The organism is Sabulicella glaciei (genome assembly GCF_026183895.1).
GTDB lineage: Bacteria > Pseudomonadota > Alphaproteobacteria > Acetobacterales > Acetobacteraceae > Roseococcus > Roseococcus glaciei.
In genome coordinates, this window is the sequence record NZ_JAPFQI010000012.1 from 68,763 (window position 1) to 84,623 (window position 15,861).

The window sequence follows — 15,861 nt, forward strand, 5'->3', positions numbered from 1 at the left end:
CTCAGGAGGCTTTCCGGCGAAGAAGGGCGAGGACGAGGTCGGCGAGGTCGCGCGCCGCCTGCGGGCGGGCGAGGGATGACGCGGCGCGGGCGGCTTCCGCAAGCCGTTCCGGCGCAAGCAGCCATGTCGAGAGAAGGCTGGACAAGGCGCCCGCATCCATTTCCGTCTGCGGGAGCACCCGGGCCGCGCCGGCTTCGGCGAGCGCCCGCGCATTGGCGGCCTGGTGATCGTCGATGGCGGAGGGAAGCGGGACAAGTAGGGCAGGGCGGCCGGCACAGGCCAGTTCCGCCAGCGTCGAGGCGCCGGCGCGGGCCACCACCAGATGCGCCGTCGCCAGCCGTCGCGGCATGTCGGAGAAGAAGGGTGAAAGCTCCACCGGGATGCCGGTGCCGGCATAGGCCGCGCGTACCCGCTCCAGATCCTCTGCGCGGCATTGCTGCGTGACGATCAGGCGGTGGCGCAGGGATTCCGGCAGGGCAGCGATCGCGGCGGGCACGGTGTCGGCAAAGACCCGCGCACCGAGCGAGCCGCCGGTGACGAGCAGCCGGATCGCCCCCTCGCGCGGCGCCTCGTAGCCATGCCCGGCCAGGGCGGCGAGTGCGGGGCGCACCGGATTGCCCACCACATGCGGCTTCGCCCCGCCGGGCACCTTGGCCGTCTCGGCATAGGTGAGGGCGAGCGCGTCGGCGCGCGGGGCGAGGAGCCGATTGGCCCGGCCCAGCACGGCGTTCTGCTCGTGGATAACCAGCACCGGCCGGGTGCTGCGAAGCGTGAGCGCGGCGATGGCCGGCGGGATGGCCGGATAGCCGCCAAACCCCACCACCGCCCGCGCGCCCAGGCGGCGCAGGAGTCCGCGCGCCACCATCGTCCCTTGGCCAAGCTGGGCGAGGCCCTGGGCGGCGCGCAGCGCGCTGCGCCCTGCCACCCCGCCGCCCTGCAGGACGAAGCGCTCGGCCTGGGCGAAGGCGGGGCTGTCGAAGGCAGCGGAGCGCGCGTCGGTGAAGAGCGCGATGCGCTCGCCGCGCGCGGACAGCTCCGCGGCCAGGGCCTCGGCCGGGAAGAGGTGGCCCCCCGTGCCCCCGGCCGCGATGGCGATCATGCGCCCGGGTCCATCCGCGACACGCGCCGCCGCGTCAGCGCCAGCAGGAAGCCCATGCCCAGCGCCAGCGCGACGACGGAGGAACCGCCATAGGAGACGAAGGGCAGCGTCATCCCCTTGGTGGGAATGAGGCGCAGGGAGGAGCCCATGTTGATGAAGGCCTGGAGGCCGAACTGCGTCAGCAGGCCCGCGGCGGCGAGGGAAACGAAGATGTCCCGTTCCTCGCACAGGCGCAGCAGGCCGCGCAGCACCACGAAGGCGAAGATGCCCAGGATGACGAGGCAGGCGACGAGGCCGAACTCCTCCGCCGCCACGGGGAAGACGAAGTCGGCATGGGCGTCGGGCAGCACGTCCTTCACCCGCCCCTCGCCGGGGCCGCGCCCGAGCAGCCCGCCATTGCCGAAGGCTTCCAGCGACATGCGGATCTGGAAGTCGCCGTCGGAGTTGCTGTTGGTCTCTGGATAAAGGAAGCGGTTGATGCGCATCCGCACGTGGCCGTGCAGCGTGTAGGCGAGCACGCCCAACCCGGCGACGCCGGCGCCCCCCACGGCCACCCAGAAGATGTTGATGCCCGAGACGAAGACCTGGGCGAGGAACACCGCGACGATCACCGCCAGCATGCCGATGTCGGGCTGGCGCTTCAGCAGCACCGCCACGATCCCGATCAGCACGAAGGACACCACGAGGCCCGGGAAGCGCGGCGTGCGCTTGCCCTCGGCGATCAGCCAGCCGCACACCACGGCGAGGCAGGGCTTCAGGAATTCCGAGGGCTGCAGGGACATGCCGGGCAGGGAGATCCAGCGCCGCGCGCCCTTGATCTCCGTGCCCACCACCAGCGTCATCGCGGTCAGCGCCAGCGCGCCGACCGTGCCCAGCATGGCCAGCCGCAGCACCCAGCGGGGCGAGAGCAGCGACACCGCCACCATCACCCCCACCGCGAGGATCGAGTACATGACCTGCCGCGCCAGGAACATATGACGGGAGGAAGCGCCGATGCGCTCCGCCACCGCAGGGCTGGCCGAGAGCATCATCACGTAGCCAATCGCCACGAGGGAAAGGAGCGCCGCCAGGGTCCAGCGATCCACGCTCCACCACCAGCGGCCGAGCACGGAAGTGTCGTTGCGCGAGACGGCCATCAGCCGAGTGCCTCCCTCACGAGTTGGCGGAAGCGGTCGCCCCGCGCGTCGAAACCGGTGAACTGATCCCAGGAGGCCGCGGCGGGCGAGAGCAGCACCACGTCGCCGCGCTGGGCGAGCGCCATGGCGCGCGGCACCGCCGCCTCCAGCGTGCCCGCCACCTCGTGCGCGATGCCATGCGACGCGAGGGTGCTGGCGAATTCGGGGCCGTCGCGCCCGATTAGCAGCGCGTGGGCGATGCGCCCGAAGAGCGGCGCGAGGGGGGCGATCCCGCCCTCCTTGCCCGTGCCGCCTGCGATCCAGACGATGCGCCCGTAGGAAGCGAGGGCCTTCTCGGCGCTGTCGGCGTTGGTGGCCTTGCTGTCGTTCACGAACAGGATGCCGTCGCGCTCGGCCACGATCTCCTGCCGGTGCGGCAGGCCGGGATAGCTCCGCAGTCCCTCGGCCAGCGCGTCACGCGGCAGCCCCAGGGCCATCGCCATGGCGCAGGCGGCGGCGGCGTTCTGGGCGTTGTGGTCGCCCGGCAGGGAAGGGCAGCCGGCGAGGTCGGCGATCGGACCGGCCGCGTCTCGCAGGATGCGCCCTTCCCACCACACCCCGCCCGGGCCGAGCGGAACGATGCGCGAAGGAATCTCCGCAGCAAGCGAGGCGGTGAGCGCGTCGCCCTGGCCCAGCACGGCGACGTCGTCCTGCCCGTGATGGGCGAAGATGCGTGCCTTGGCGGCGCGGTAGCCCGCCATGTCGCCGTGGCGATCCAGGTGGTCGGGCGAGAGGTTCAGCACGGCGGCTACGTCGAAGCGCGTCCGGTCCAGCCGCTCCAGCGCGTAGGAGGACATTTCCAGCACGTAGACGCCGTCATCGCCGAGGATCGGCATGTCCAGCGCCGGCGGGCCGAGATTGCCGCCCGCCGCGACCTCGCGCCCGGCGCGTTCCAGCAGATGCGCCAGCAGCGCCGTCGTGGTGCTCTTTCCGTTGGTGCCGGTGATGCCGGCGAAGCGCGCGCGCGATCCGGCATGGCGAACGGCGCGGAACAGGAACTCGATCTCGGACAGGATGGGCGCGCCCGCTTCCCGCGCCGCCTCGGCCGCGCGGTGCGGGCGGGGCAGGCGGTGCGGGATGCCGGGCGAGAGCAGCAGCACGTCGAAGGAGAAGCGCTCGGCCGGGTCGGCGACGGGCAGCCCGGCGCGGCGGGCTTCATCGCGCGCTTCCTCGCGGTCGTCCCAGGCCGTCACCTCCGCTCCCCATTGGGTGAGGCGGCGCGCGGCCGGCAGCCCGGCCTTGCCGAGCCCCACCACCGCCACGCGCTGCCCCGCGAACGGCATCATCGGATCTTCAGCGTCGAAAGGCCGACAAGCCCGAGCACCATGGCGATGATCCAGAAGCGGATCACGATGGTCGGCTCGGCCCAGCCCTTCTTCTCGAAATGGTGGTGCAGCGGCGCCATCAGGAAGACGCGCCGCCCGGTGCGCTTGAACCAGAAGACCTGGATCATGACGGAGAGCGTCTCCACCACGAACAGCCCGCCGACGATGGCCAGCACGACTTCGTGCTTGGTCGCGACGGCGATCGCGCCCAACGCACCGCCCAGGGAAAGCGAGCCCGTGTCGCCCATGAAGACCGCCGCCGGCGGGGCGTTGAACCACAGGAAGCCGAGCGAGGCGCCAATGAGGGCCGAGCAGATCACCGCCAGCTCCCCCGCGCCCGGGACGCCGTGCAGCTGCAGGTGGTCGGCGAAGATGCGGTTGCCGACCAGGTAGGCGATCAGCGCGAAGACCGCGGCCGCGATCATCACCGGCACGATGGCCAGCCCGTCCAGCCCATCCGTCAGGTTCACGGCGTTGGAGGCGCCCATCATCACGAACATGGCGACGAGCGGGAAAAGGATGCCGAAGGGGATCAGCACCTGCTTGAAGATCGGCATCGCCAGCGTGTCCTCCAGCCCGGCCGGGAGGAGCATGCAGAACCAGAAGGCGGCGGCCAGGCCGATCACGCCTTGCGCCACCAGCTTCTGCCGCCCGGACACGCCCTTGGTGTTGCGCTTGGTCACCTTCAGCCAGTCATCGGTGAAGCCGATCGCGCCGTAGCCGAGCGTCACCAGCATCACCGGCCACACGAAGCCGTTCCGCAGATCGGCCCAGAGCAGGAAGGACAGGGTGAGCGAGAACAGGATCAGCACCCCGCCCATGGTGGGCGTGCCCTTCTTTGTGAGGAGGTGCGATTGCGGCCCGTCCTCCCGGATGGGCTGGCCGGCGGGCTGGAAGGTGCGGAGCCAGGCGATGATGGGACGGCCGAAGACAAGGGTGAGCACGAGCGCGGTCATGCAGGCGGCGCCCGCGCGGAAGGTGATGTAGCGCGTCAGGTTGAACAGGATGAATTCCTCGGCGAAAGGGCCGAGAAGCAGCGGAATCATGCGGAAGCCTTCCCACCGGCGGCATCCAGCGCGCGGATGACCGCCGCCATCCGCATGCCGAGTGAGCCCTTGACCAGAACGGCGTCCCCGTCGCGCAACGCGGCCACGAGCTGGGGCGCAAGGGCCTCGGACGTGTCCGCCCAGAAGCCCTGCCGCGCGGGGGGGATGCCAGCGAAGAGGCGGCCCATCAAGGGGCCGCAGGCAAAGACCAGATCGGCGTGCGACGCGACTTCCGGAGCGAGGTTTTCGTGCAACGCCGGACCGTGGCTTCCCATTTCCAGCATGTCGCCGAGCGCGACGATGCGCCGCTTGGCCTTCTGTGCCGCCAGCACCCCCAGCGCCGCGCGCAGCGCCGTGTCGCTGCTGTTGTAGCTTTCGTCCAGCAGCAGGGCGACGCCGCCATCCCGGGTGGCGATGCGGCGCATCTCGCCCCGGCCGGCCCCGGCACCAAAGCCCTCCAGCGCTGCCGCCGCCAGCCCGGCGTCGCCGCCCGCCGCCTGGATCGCGGCCAGCGCGGCCAGCGCGTTCAGCGCCATGTGCCTGCCGGGCTGGGACAGGGACAGGGTCACGTGGCGGCCGGACAGGGAAAAGGTGGCGGTGGAGGAAGCCTCGCCACCCGCGAATTCCAGCATCCGCGCCTCGCATTCCGGCCCCTCGCCGAAACCGATGACGCGCGCGCCGTATCCGGCGGCCACCGCGGACATGCGGGCGAAATGGGGGCTCTCGGCGGGCAGCACCGCCACCCCGCCCGGCACGAGTCCGGCGGCGATGTCGGCCTTTTCCTCCGCGATCGCCTCCTGGCTGCCCAGGTGCCCGATATGCGCCGTGCCCACATTGGTCACCACCACCACATGCGGCCGGGCGAGGCGCGACAGCGGCGCGATCTCGCCGCGATGGTTCATGCCCATCTCCACCGCCGCCCATTCCGCGTCGCGCGGCATCCGGGCGAGGGTGAGGGGCACGCCCCAGTGGTTGTTGTGGCTCGCCGCGTTGGCATGGGTCGGGCCGAGGCCGGCACAGGCGCGGCGCAGCATCTCCTTGGTCGTGGTCTTGCCCACGCTGCCGGTCACGCCGATGACGCGCGCGCCGGAGCGCATGCGGCCGGCGGCGCCCAGCGCGGTCAGCCCGGCCAGCGTGTCGGCGACGCGCAGCGTGGGGCCGGGCGGCACGTCACGGTCCACCATGGCGGCGGCCCCGGCGGCGAAGGCCTGCGCCACGAAATCGTGCCCGTCCCGCTCCGCCCGCAGTGCCACGAACAGGTCGCCCGGCTGGACGGTGCGGGTGTCGATCGAGATGCCGTTCGCGGCGAGCGCGTCGTCGCATTCCCCGCCCGTCGCCTCGCGCAGCTCTGCGGCGGTCCAGAGGGGGGTCATGCGCGCGCTCCGGCGAGGCGGCGCACCACCTCGACATCGTCGAAGGGAAGGGTGACGCCCGCGATCGTCTGGCCCTGCTCGTGCCCCTTGCCGGCCACGGCCAGCACGTCGCCCGGGCCAAGCGCGTCCAGGGCGCGGGCGATCGCCGCCTCCCGCGCGCCCGCATCCACGGCGCCGGGGGCACCCTCCAGCACGGCGCGACGGATGTCGGCCGGGTCCTCCGAGCGGGGGTTGTCGTCCGTCACCCAGACACGGTCGGCGCCATGCGCGGCGGCCTCGCCCATCAGGGGGCGCTTGCCGGGATCGCGATCGCCTCCGGCGCCAAACAGCACGTGCAGCCGCGCGCCCTTCGCCACATGCGGGCGCAGCGCGGCGAGGAGGCGGGTGAGCGCATCGGGGGTGTGGGCGTAGTCCACGAAGACCGCGGCGCCATTGGGCAGGGTGGCGGCCAGCTCCATCCGACCCCGCACCCCGGTCAGGCGCGGCAGCAGGCCGAGCGGGTCCGCGAGGCCGAGGGCCGGGGCCAAGGCGACGGCGAGGGCAGCATTCTCCGCCTGGAAGCGGCCGGGAATGCGAAGCTCCACCTCGCGTCCGGCGATGCGGGCCACCTGCCCGTCCGGCAGGGGGCGCCAGTCCTCTACTGCCGCCTCCCGCCATTCGAGGCGACGGCGCGTGGCGACCGCGCGCAGTGCGTCCCGCGTTTCCCCGTCCATGCCCGCACCGGCGGCCGCGATGGCGCCTTGCGGCAGCAGCGCCTCGAACAGGCGCAGCTTGGCCTCGCGATAGGCGGGGAGGGAGCCGTGGTAGTCGAGGTGGTCGCGCGTCAGGTTGGTGAAGCCGGCACCGGCAAGCCGCACCCCGTCGAGGCGCCGCTGGTCCAGCCCGTGCGACGAGGCCTCCATGGCCAGCCGCGTCACCCTCGCGCCGTCGAGGGCAGCCAGCGTCGCATGGAGCGTGACCGGGTCGGGCGTGGTGAGGGAAGGCCCGGGCGGGAAGCCCGGCGCGAGGAGGCCCAGCGTGCCGAGCGACGCCGCCTTGTGCCCGGCCAGCTCCGCCATCTGCCGCAGGAAGTCGGCGGTGCTGGTCTTGCCGTTGGTGCCCGTCACCGCGACCGCGAATTCCGGCTGCCCGGGCGTCAGCCGCGCTGCGGCAAGGGCGAGCGCCCGGCGCGGATCGGCGGCGAGGAGCAGTGGGCGCGGCGGAACGCCCTCCGGCCAGGTCGTCCCTTCGGGCGCGACGACGGCGACGGCGCCGCGTTCCACCGCGCCGCCGATATGGGCGCGGCCGTCGTGGCGGCTGCCGGGCAGGGCGAAGAAGACGGTGCCCGGGCCGACGTCGCGGCTATCGGCGGTCAGGCGGGTGAAGCACGCATCCGCCGCTGCTTCGGGAACCGCGACACCGCAGCCGCGCAGGTCATCGAGCCGCACGGCCGGACTCGGGGCTCATCCCGTGGATGACGAGGCGCGGCATCGCCACCCCATCCCCGGCATCGGTGCGGCGCAGCGGCGCCTGGCTGGGCTCGAAGCCCGGCGGCGGCACGGCGGTGCGGGGCGCCAGGGTCGGCGCGGGGCGCGGGGCGGGGGTGGACTGTGCGGCGGGCTGGACACGCGGCACCGCTGCCGGGCGGCCCGGCTGAAGGGGAAGGGCGATGGTGGCCTGGATCTGCTGCTGCCGCTCGATTTCCGGCACCATGCCGAGGATGGGTGCCGTGCGCTCCAGCACGCGGCGCGCGGTGGGGGCGGCAACGACGCCTGCCGTGGCGAAGCCGCCCGTGTCGGCGCGGGGCTTCGGCTCGTCCACCATGATGTACATGGAGTAGCGCGGCGCGTTCATCGGAAAGGCGCCGACGAAGGCGGAGATGCGGCGGTTCTCGATGTACACGCCGCGGTCATTGAGCTTCTGCGCCGTGCCGGTCTTGCCGCCGATGAAGTAGCCGGGACTTTCGGAGGAACGGGCGGAACCGTCCGTCACCGCCACACGCATCAGCCGGCGCATCTGCTCCGAGGTGCGCTCGGAGATCACGCGCACCCCCTGGCGCTCCACCCCCTCGGGCTGGGCGATGACGGTGGGCGGGCGGAGGATGCCGCCATTGGCCAGGGCGCTGGTGGCGGTGATGACGTGCAGCGGCGTGACGGAGATGCCGTGGCCGAAGCCGATCGTCATCGTGTTGACGTCGCGCCAGTTGCGCTGGGAGGGCGCGAGGGGCACCGCCGCCTCGGGCAGTTCCACCGAGAGGCGCTGCAGCAGCCCCATCCGGCCGATGAACTCGCGGTGCCGGGTCGGCCCGACCGTCATCGCCATGTGCGCGGTGGCGAGGTTGGAGGAGTAGGCGATGATCTCCGGCAGGGCGAGCCAGCGATTCTTGCCGCGGAAGTCGTTGATGGTGTGCCGCCCGATCCGGATGGGGCGCGAGGCGTCAAAGCCGGAATGCAGCTGCACCGTTCCGAGGTCGAGGGCCATGGCGGAGGTGAGCAGCTTGAAGGTCGAGCCGGGCTCGTAGACGCCAGTGACGGCGCGGTTGAAGCGCTGCTCCGCCGGAGCGTGGGCGAGGTCGGAGGCCGCGAAGTCGGGCAGGGACACCATGCCCAGCACCTCGGCGGTGTGGACGTCCATCATGATGGCCGCGCCGCCGATGCCGCTGAACCGGTCGATCGCCCATTCCAGCGCCTCGCGCAGCTCGCGCTGGATGCGGATGTCGATGGAGAGGCGCAGCGGGGCGCGGGACACGCGCAGCCGTTCGTCGAACCATTTCTCGACGCCGGCGATGCCCACCCCGTCCACGTCCACCACGCCCAGCACGTGGGCGGCGTCGCGGCCGCGCGGATAGGTCCGGCGCTCGGCCGTCTCGAAGTGGAGGCCGAGGATGCCCAGGTCGTTGATCGCCTGTTCCTGGCGCGGCGTGATGAAGCGGTCGATGTAGGCGAATTGCCGCGGCGGGGAGAGGCGCTGGATCAGGCGATCCCGCTCCAGGTGCGGCAGGATGCGGACCAGCTGGTCCGCCACGGCGCGCGGGTCGTCGATCTGCGCCGGGCGCGCATAAAGGGCGGTGCCGCGCACCGTCACCGCCAGCACCTCGCCGTTGCGGTCGGTGATCTCGGCGCGGGCGACCGGTGGCTCGACCACGGGGGCGGAGCGCGGGGCGGTGGCGATGCGCGAGGCCGCCGGGTCCAGCACGGTGGCGTCCGTCAGCTTGAGCCCGACCGCGGTGAACAGCAGGCCGAAGCCCGCGGCGGCGAAGAACAGCCTCCCCTTCATGCGCGTGCGCATGAGCGCCTCGCCCGGGGCGACGCGCACGAGGGCCCGGGAGGCGCTTTCCTGCGGCGGCAGGGGCGCCTCCGGGCGGCCCCGGGGCGCGGCGTCCGGCGAAGGTGGGGGGAGGTGCGTCACGGATTACCGGCCGAAGGGCACCGGCGGGGGCAGGGCCATGCCGCCGCCGATAAGCGAGCCGCTGACCTGAATGGGAGCGGCCATCGCGGTGCGGAAGGCGGGTTGCGGGATGGCCGAGTTCGGCGAGGCCGGGGTGTGGATGACCGGCGGCTGCGCTGGACGCGGCGGCTGGCCGGCGCTGGTGACGGAAGGCAGGGAGGCCATTTCCGTGCGGACGCGGCGCGGGGCGGGGCGCGGGGCCTCGGCGACCGGGATCTCGGCGCGGACGGGGCGGATGGGGTCGGCCACGCGGGGTGCGGCGCGGGTCGCCTCCGGCACGGCGGCGATCACCAACGGGGCAGGCGCCGGGGCGGCCGCGGCGGCGAGCACGGGCGCGGCCGGGGCATCGGCGCGCGGCGCCTCGGGCGCGGGACGCACAGCCTCGGGACGCGGGGCTTCGGCCATGACGACGGGTGCGGCGGCCGGCGCGGTGGCCGGGGTGGTCGACGGGCGGAAATCGGCGACGGTGAAGACCAGCGCCTCGCCGGGCGCGGAGGCGAGTTCGGTGCGGGGGCCAAAGCCGGTCGCGACCGGCGTGAAGGCGATGGCCTGCGGCATGCGGCGCTGCGCGTCCTCCAGGCGCTGGAACTGGGCCGGCTCCATGGGCTGCATGTGCCGCAGGTGGCTGGTCGCCATGTGGCGCAGCCGCTCCTGGTCGTTCAGCCGCGCCCATTCGGCATTCAGGATCTGCGTGCGGCTCATCTCCGCCTCGGTCTGGCGGCGGATGTCGCGCAGGTCGCGGTCGAGCTGCGCCACCTCCTCCTTCGTCTGGAAGACATAGAAGCCGGCCCCGAAAAAGGCGGCGAAGGTGATGGCGGTCAGGGGATGGATCATGCGGCGGCGCTTTCTGGAAGGCGCTGGAGGGCACGGAGATGGGCGGATCGGGCGCGGGGATTGGCCGCGCATTCGCTGTCGGAAGGACGAATGGAGCGGGGCGTCAGCAGCCGGAAGCCTGCGGGGGCTTCGGCGCCCGGCAGCAGGGAGCGGGGGTCGTGGCGCGAGGCGCCGGGCGTCCGGCCCGCGGCAGTCTGGAATGCGCGCTTCACCAATCGGTCCTCGAGGGAATGAAAGGAGACGACAACGATTCTGCCATCGGGCGCCATCAGGGAGAGTGCGGATTCCAGCGCACGGGAAACCTCGCCCAGCTCGTCGTTGACGCGAATCCGCAGTGCCTGGAAGGCCCGGGTCGCCGGGTGGAGGCCCGACGGATCGCGCGGAACCGAGGCGCGAATGATCTCGGCGAGGCGCAGCGTGGTGGTGATGGGGGCTTCCGCTCGGGCGGCAACAATGGCGCGCGCGATGCGGCGGGAATGACGCTCCTCGCCCAGTTCCCAGATCAGGTCGGCGAGCTCGCGCTCCGGCAGTCCGTTCACGAGGTCGGCCGCGGAGGGGCCGGCCATCTCCATGCGCATGTCCAGCGGGCCGTCGGACCGGAAGGAGAAGCCGCGATGCGCCTCGTCCAGCTGGAAGGAGGACACGCCGAGGTCCAGCACGACGCCGTCCAGCCGGGAAACGCCGCGCGCGGCCAGGTGCTCGGCCATGTCGCCGAACCGGCCTTCGATCAGGTGCAGCCGGCCCGGGTGCCGGGCGGCGAGGGCGGCGCCGCGCCGGATCGCATCCGGGTCGCGATCCATGGCCCAGAGGGTGCAGGGGGCGGCGTCCAGGATCGCGGAGGCATAGCCGCCGCCGCCGAGGGTGCCGTCCAGGATCACCTCGCCGGCCTGGGGGGACAAGGTCGCCAGCACTTCGTGGAGGAGGACAGGGACGTGGCTCATGCCCCGCTCCCTTCGGCCTTGGCGCGGGCACGGGCGGCCATGCGCTCGCGCGCCGCGGCGATCTGCGCCTCGGCCGCGTCGGGCTCCCAAAGCTCGAAATACTCGCCCCTTCCCATGAAGGTCACGGCGGCGGACAGCGAAGCGTGGTCCAGCAGGTCGCGGGGGAGAACCATGCGGCCTTCGGGGTCGGGGGCGATGTCGAGCACGTCGGCGAGGAGGGCGTAGGCGATGGCGTCATCCTCCTCCGTCGGTTCGTCGAGGGGGCTGACGGCGCGCGCGGCGGCGTCGAAATGCGAGGCCGGCCAGGCTTCGATGCAGGGGTGGCGGGTGGAGCGGCGCAGGACCAGGCCCTCGCCGGCGAGGCGGGCACGGAACGGGGCAGGCACGCTGACGCGGGCCTTCGCGTCCAGCTTGTTGGTGAACTTGCCCCGGAACTGGGTCATCTGCGCCCGGATGCCCCCCCGTTGCAGACCGCAGTGAACCGCCATTGGCGCGGGGCGCCTCCGGGGTGTGCGATCACGTCCTCGCCACGGGGGAGAGACCGGGCCGCCCCCCACGCGTTGGGGTGGGGAGCAGCGGCCGACGAGGCCCCCCGACCTCGCCGGCTCGCCCGACCAGCCCGTCAGTGCCGCCCGCCCCCCCGAGCGAGATGTGGCCCCAACTGGGCTGTAATGGTTCTACGTGGGCCGTGATGGGAGCGCAAGGGATAATGCTTGGGCCCCCTTTGCCGCAATTTTGTTATAAATGATTTGGTTCAAGGAGTTACGAGAGGTTTTTAAGGGTTTGTACGGAATGGTCCTTGGGGCGGCTTCCGCCAGTGGCCAAGCTGCCACAGGGAACAAAAAAGAAACTTTGTGACTTGCCAGTGACGTGCTTGCGGCCTGCATGCCGCAGCAGGAAAGTGGTGCCGGAAGGCCTGTAAGCCGGGTTCTGTCCAGCCCTTTCGGGCCTGTGCGACCATTCCTCTGGAGCCAGCGTCGCCGCTGGCTTCGCGCGGCCAACCCGGAGGGCGGGGCGGGAACCCCCTGCCTTTCGGCAGCCCTCCCTATTCGGCCTTGCTCCCGGTGGGGTTTGCCGTGCCGCCGCCATTGCTGGAAGCGCGGTGGGCCCTTACCCCACCGTTTCACCCTTGCCTGGAGGCCTTGCGGCGTCCGGGCGGTCTGTTCTCTGTGGCACTTTCCCTGAGGGACTCGCGCCCCCCGCCGGCCATTGGCCGGCACCGTCTTCCCGTGGAGCCCGGACTTTCCTCCAGCGCGCGATCGCTCGACGCGCCAGCGGTCGCCCGGCCTCCCGGCACCGGGGCGGGAGATGGGGCCGACGGCCGGTCCCGGTCAAGCCCGGCGGGCGAGGCCCAGCGCCGAGAGAAGGCCGTTCATGCGGGCGAGGGTCGCGGAATCGGCGACGCCGTCCACCCGCTCCGGCCGCCAGTGACGCTGGAAGGCGGAAACCAGCACCGGCAGCGGAAGATCGGTGCGGTAGCCGATTCGCCCCAGCAGGGTGAGCGGGTCGCCCTTCGCCGCCCCGTCGCGGCGCGGCCACACCCCGATGCCGAGCGAGGCAAGGCCCCGCCAGTCGAATCGCTCGCCGGGATCCTGCTTGCGGTCGGGGGCGATGTCGCTGTGCGCCACCACGTTGCGCGGCTCGATGCCCGGGCGGCGGGCCAGGATGTCGAGGCACAACTCCGCCACCGCGCCCATCTGCAGCGCGGGGAAGTCGCGATAGCCCCATTCGTGGCCGGGATTCACGATCTCGATGCCGATGGAATGGGCGTTCAGCGCCTCCCGCCCCCGCCAGGACGAGGTCCCGGCATGGCGGGCGCGCCGATCCTCCGGCACGAGGCGGAAGATCTCACCATCCTCCTCGACGAGGTAGTGGGAGGACACCACCGCCGCCGGGTCGCGCAGCCGGGTCAGCGCCTCCGCGCCCGATCGCATGCCGGTGTAGTGCAGCACGATCATGTCCACCGCCGTGCCGTCGGGGCGCGGGTCGTGGTTGGGGGAAGGAAGCTCCGTGACCCGAAGCCCGCCGACGAGGGGAAGCGTCAAAGCCTCCGCTCCCGCTTGATCCGGTCCCAGGCGGCGTTGATCTCGGCCACCTTGTCGGTCGCGCGCTTGACGAACTCGGCCGGCACCCCGCGCGAGGCAAGGGCGTCCGGATGATTCTCCCGCATCAGCCGGCGCCAGGCGGCGCGGACTTCCTCATCCGTCGCGTTGGCGGGCAAGCCCAGCACCTTGTAGGGGTCGATGCCCGGCGTATCCCCGGCACCCGGCCGAGCCGCGCCGTCGCGCGCCCGCTCCCAGGACCGCGCCTCCAGCCCGAAGCCGAGCTGGACGCGCTGGAGAAAGCGCACCTCGCCCTTCGTGAGGGAGCCATCGGCGCGGGCGATCTGGAACAGCGCCGCCAGCACGTCCTCCAGCATCGCCTTGTTGTCGGCGAAGGCCTCGCCCAGCCGGTCGGCGAAGGGCTCGAAATCCGTGGCGCTCTGCTTGGCCTCGTCGAAAAGCCGCGCGACGTCGCGCATGTTCTCCGGAGGGATGCGGAACAAGCGCTTGAAAGCGTTGATCTCTTCCCGCTTCACCGGCCCGTCGCACTTGGCCAGCTTGGCCGAGAGCACGACGACGGAGATGGCGAAGAGCTGCTCACGCGAGCCGAGCAGGGCGGCGAGGTTGGCCGCACCGGGGCCCAGCTGCGCCGAGTCGGCCGCGTGGCCCGCGGCTGCGCCGAGCACGGCGCCCAGGGGTCCGCCGGTCGCGAAGCCCGCAATGCCCCCGATGATCTTGCCCCAGAAACTCACCGCCCGCCCTTTCCGTGCCCCCGGTCCATAGCATGTGGGCATGGGAAGGGGCAGCGTCAGCCCGTCAGCGGCCAGACGAGCGGGATCAGCAGCGTCGCCGTCGTGGCGACCAGCAGGGTCAGCGGCAGGCCGAGCCGCGGATAGTCGAGGAAGCGGTACCCGCCCGGCCCCATCACCAGCATGTTGCACTGATGGCCGATGGGGGTGAGGAAGTCGCAGGCGCAGCCTATCGCCACTGCCATCAGGAAGGGGTCGGCGTTCATCCCCAACTGGTCCGCCATCTGCGCGGCGACGGGGGCCATGATCAGTGCCGTGGCCGCGTTGTTCAGGAAGGGGGTGAGGGCCATGGCCGCGACCACGGTCAGCCCCAGCGCACCGATCGCCGGCAATGCCCCCGCCACATGCGCCAGCCCGCCGGCCAGCAGGGCCGCGCCGCCCGTCTCCGTCACCGCGTCGCTGATCGGGATCAGGCAGGCCAGCAGGACCAGGATGGGCAGGTCGATCGCCTCATAGGCCTCGCGCAGCGAAAGGACGCCGAGCGCCACGGTCAGTACCGCCGCGCCGAAAAAGGCGATGGCGACGGGGACCAACCCTGCCGCCACGCTCGCCATGGCGATGGCCATCAGGCCGATGGGCAGGTAGTCCAGCCGGCGCTTCCCCAGTTCCGTCGCCACCGGGACGAGGGGCAGGCAGCCCAGCTCGTCCAGTGAGGCGGAAAGCGTCTCGGCGGCGCCCTGAACCACCAGCACGTCGCCGACGCGCAGGCGCAGGTCGCGGACTCGCGCCGTCACCGCCTCGCCACGCCGGGACACGGCCAGGAGGTTCACCCCCTGCGTGTCGCGCAGCCGCAGGGCGCGGGCCGTCGTGCCGGCGAGGGGGGAGCCGGGCAGCACCACGGCTTCCTCGACCTCCACCGCATCTTCCTCGGCGGCGGCGCCGCGCGCGCCGTCTTTGCCGGTGTGGCCCAGCTCCAGCTGCGCCTCCGCCACCAGGGTACGCATCGCATCCGGGTCGCCGCGCAGGACGAGCTGGTCGCCGGGATGGAGGCGCCAATGGCCGGCCGGGAAGTAGCGCCGCCCCTCCTCGCGCACGATGGCGGCGACATGGACCTCGCCCTCCACCTCCGTTTCCAGCTCCCCTACCGTCTTTCCGGCGAAGGGCGAGTCGGTCCCCAACCTTGCCTCGGCCAGGTAGGGAGCGGGCATGGCGGCGCCGTTGGTCGGGCCCTGGCCGACCCCGCGCAGCAGGCGCCAGCCGACCGACAGGAAGAGCAGCGCCACGGCCACCACCCCCAGCCCGACCGGGGTGAAGTCGAACATGCCAAAGGCCTCGCCGGTCATCTCCTGCCGGGCGCGGGAGACGATGATGTTGGGCGAGGTGCCGACCAGCGTGACGATGCCCCCGACCAGCGATCCATAGGCCATCGGCATCAGCAGCAGGGAAGGCGAGGTGCCGGTGCGGCGCGCCACCTGGAGCGCAATCGGCAGGAAGATCGCCACCGCGCCGATGTTCTTCATCACCGCCGCCAAAAAGGTCACCGCGCCGGTCAGCGTGGCCACTTGGGCGCCGGGCGTCCGCATGCGCGGCTCCAGCACCCGGATCAGCCGACGGATCAGCCGCGACTTTCCGATCCCAGCGCTGACCACGAGGACGGAGGCGACGATGATCACCACGTCGTCGCCGAACCCGTCGAAGGCCTTCTGGGGCGCGACCACTCCCGCCGCGACGGCCGCCAGCAGCCCCAGCAGGGCGACAAGGTCGTAGCGGATACGGTCCCAGACAAAGAGCGCCATCATCACGGCGAGGATGGCGAAGACAATGATCTGGGGCAGGGTCATGCGAGCGCCC

At 72.3% G+C, this 15,861-nt stretch carries 13 protein-coding genes and 1 other RNA gene; all 14 read right to left on the reverse strand.

The window, feature by feature from the left end; genetic code table 11:
• Position 1: 1 nt before the first annotated feature.
• Positions 2–1,099, reverse strand: coding sequence for an undecaprenyldiphospho-muramoylpentapeptide beta-N-acetylglucosaminyltransferase (gene murG, locus OF850_RS14985; RefSeq protein ID WP_301591080.1), 1,098 nt, complete (start codon positions 1,097–1,099; stop codon positions 2–4).
• Positions 1,096–2,238, reverse strand: a complete 1,143-nt coding sequence (locus OF850_RS14990) for an FtsW/RodA/SpoVE family cell cycle protein (protein ID WP_408906475.1) — start codon at positions 2,236–2,238, stop codon at positions 1,096–1,098. The genes murG and OF850_RS14990 overlap by 4 nt, the downstream gene beginning before the upstream one ends.
• Entirely contained in the window at positions 2,235–3,560 is a 1,326-nt protein-coding gene (murD, locus tag OF850_RS14995) for a UDP-N-acetylmuramoyl-L-alanine--D-glutamate ligase (RefSeq protein ID WP_301591083.1), read from the reverse strand. Before murD ends, OF850_RS14990 begins: the two co-directional genes overlap by 4 nt.
• Positions 3,557–4,645 carry a phospho-N-acetylmuramoyl-pentapeptide-transferase gene (mraY, locus tag OF850_RS15000; protein WP_301591084.1) on the reverse strand — a complete coding sequence of 363 codons (1,089 nt, stop codon included), beginning with the start codon at positions 4,643–4,645 and terminating at the stop codon, positions 3,557–3,559. The genes murD and mraY overlap by 4 nt, the downstream gene beginning before the upstream one ends.
• Positions 4,642–6,018, reverse strand: a complete 1,377-nt coding sequence (locus OF850_RS15005; RefSeq protein ID WP_301591085.1) for a UDP-N-acetylmuramoyl-tripeptide--D-alanyl-D-alanine ligase — start codon at positions 6,016–6,018, stop codon at positions 4,642–4,644. Before OF850_RS15005 ends, mraY begins: the two co-directional genes overlap by 4 nt.
• Entirely contained in the window at positions 6,015–7,445 is a 1,431-nt protein-coding gene (locus OF850_RS15010) for a UDP-N-acetylmuramoyl-L-alanyl-D-glutamate--2,6-diaminopimelate ligase (protein WP_408906474.1), read from the reverse strand. The genes OF850_RS15005 and OF850_RS15010 overlap by 4 nt, the downstream gene beginning before the upstream one ends.
• Entirely contained in the window at positions 7,432–9,405 is a 1,974-nt protein-coding gene (locus tag OF850_RS15015; RefSeq protein WP_301591086.1) for a penicillin-binding transpeptidase domain-containing protein, read from the reverse strand. The genes OF850_RS15010 and OF850_RS15015 overlap by 14 nt, the downstream gene beginning before the upstream one ends.
• A 3-nt stretch (positions 9,406–9,408) precedes the next feature.
• Positions 9,409–10,278 carry a cell division protein FtsL gene (ftsL, locus tag OF850_RS15020; protein ID WP_301591087.1) on the reverse strand — a complete coding sequence of 290 codons (870 nt, stop codon included), beginning with the start codon at positions 10,276–10,278 and terminating at the stop codon, positions 9,409–9,411.
• Positions 10,275–11,219 (reverse strand): 16S rRNA (cytosine(1402)-N(4))-methyltransferase RsmH, encoded by a 945-nt coding sequence (rsmH, locus tag OF850_RS15025; protein ID WP_301591088.1) that lies wholly within the window; start codon positions 11,217–11,219, stop codon positions 10,275–10,277. The genes ftsL and rsmH overlap by 4 nt, the downstream gene beginning before the upstream one ends.
• Positions 11,216–11,662, reverse strand: a complete 447-nt coding sequence (locus tag OF850_RS15030) for a division/cell wall cluster transcriptional repressor MraZ (RefSeq protein WP_301591089.1) — start codon at positions 11,660–11,662, stop codon at positions 11,216–11,218. Before OF850_RS15030 ends, rsmH begins: the two co-directional genes overlap by 4 nt.
• Before the next feature lie 460 nt (positions 11,663–12,122).
• Positions 12,123–12,513: RNase P RNA component class A (gene rnpB / locus OF850_RS15035), an RNA gene on the reverse strand.
• Between the two features lie 37 nt (positions 12,514–12,550).
• The gene (locus OF850_RS15040) at positions 12,551–13,264 is read right to left on the reverse strand and encodes an N-acetylmuramoyl-L-alanine amidase (RefSeq protein ID WP_368044696.1); all 714 of its coding nucleotides are present in this window, start codon (positions 13,262–13,264) and stop codon (positions 12,551–12,553) included.
• The gene (locus OF850_RS15045; RefSeq protein WP_301591090.1) at positions 13,261–14,013 is read right to left on the reverse strand and encodes a TerB family tellurite resistance protein; all 753 of its coding nucleotides are present in this window, start codon (positions 14,011–14,013) and stop codon (positions 13,261–13,263) included. Before OF850_RS15045 ends, OF850_RS15040 begins: the two co-directional genes overlap by 4 nt.
• Before the next feature lie 56 nt (positions 14,014–14,069).
• Positions 14,070–15,851 carry an SLC13 family permease gene (locus OF850_RS15050; RefSeq protein WP_301591091.1) on the reverse strand — a complete coding sequence of 594 codons (1,782 nt, stop codon included), beginning with the start codon at positions 15,849–15,851 and terminating at the stop codon, positions 14,070–14,072.
• Positions 15,852–15,861 lie beyond the last annotated feature (10 nt).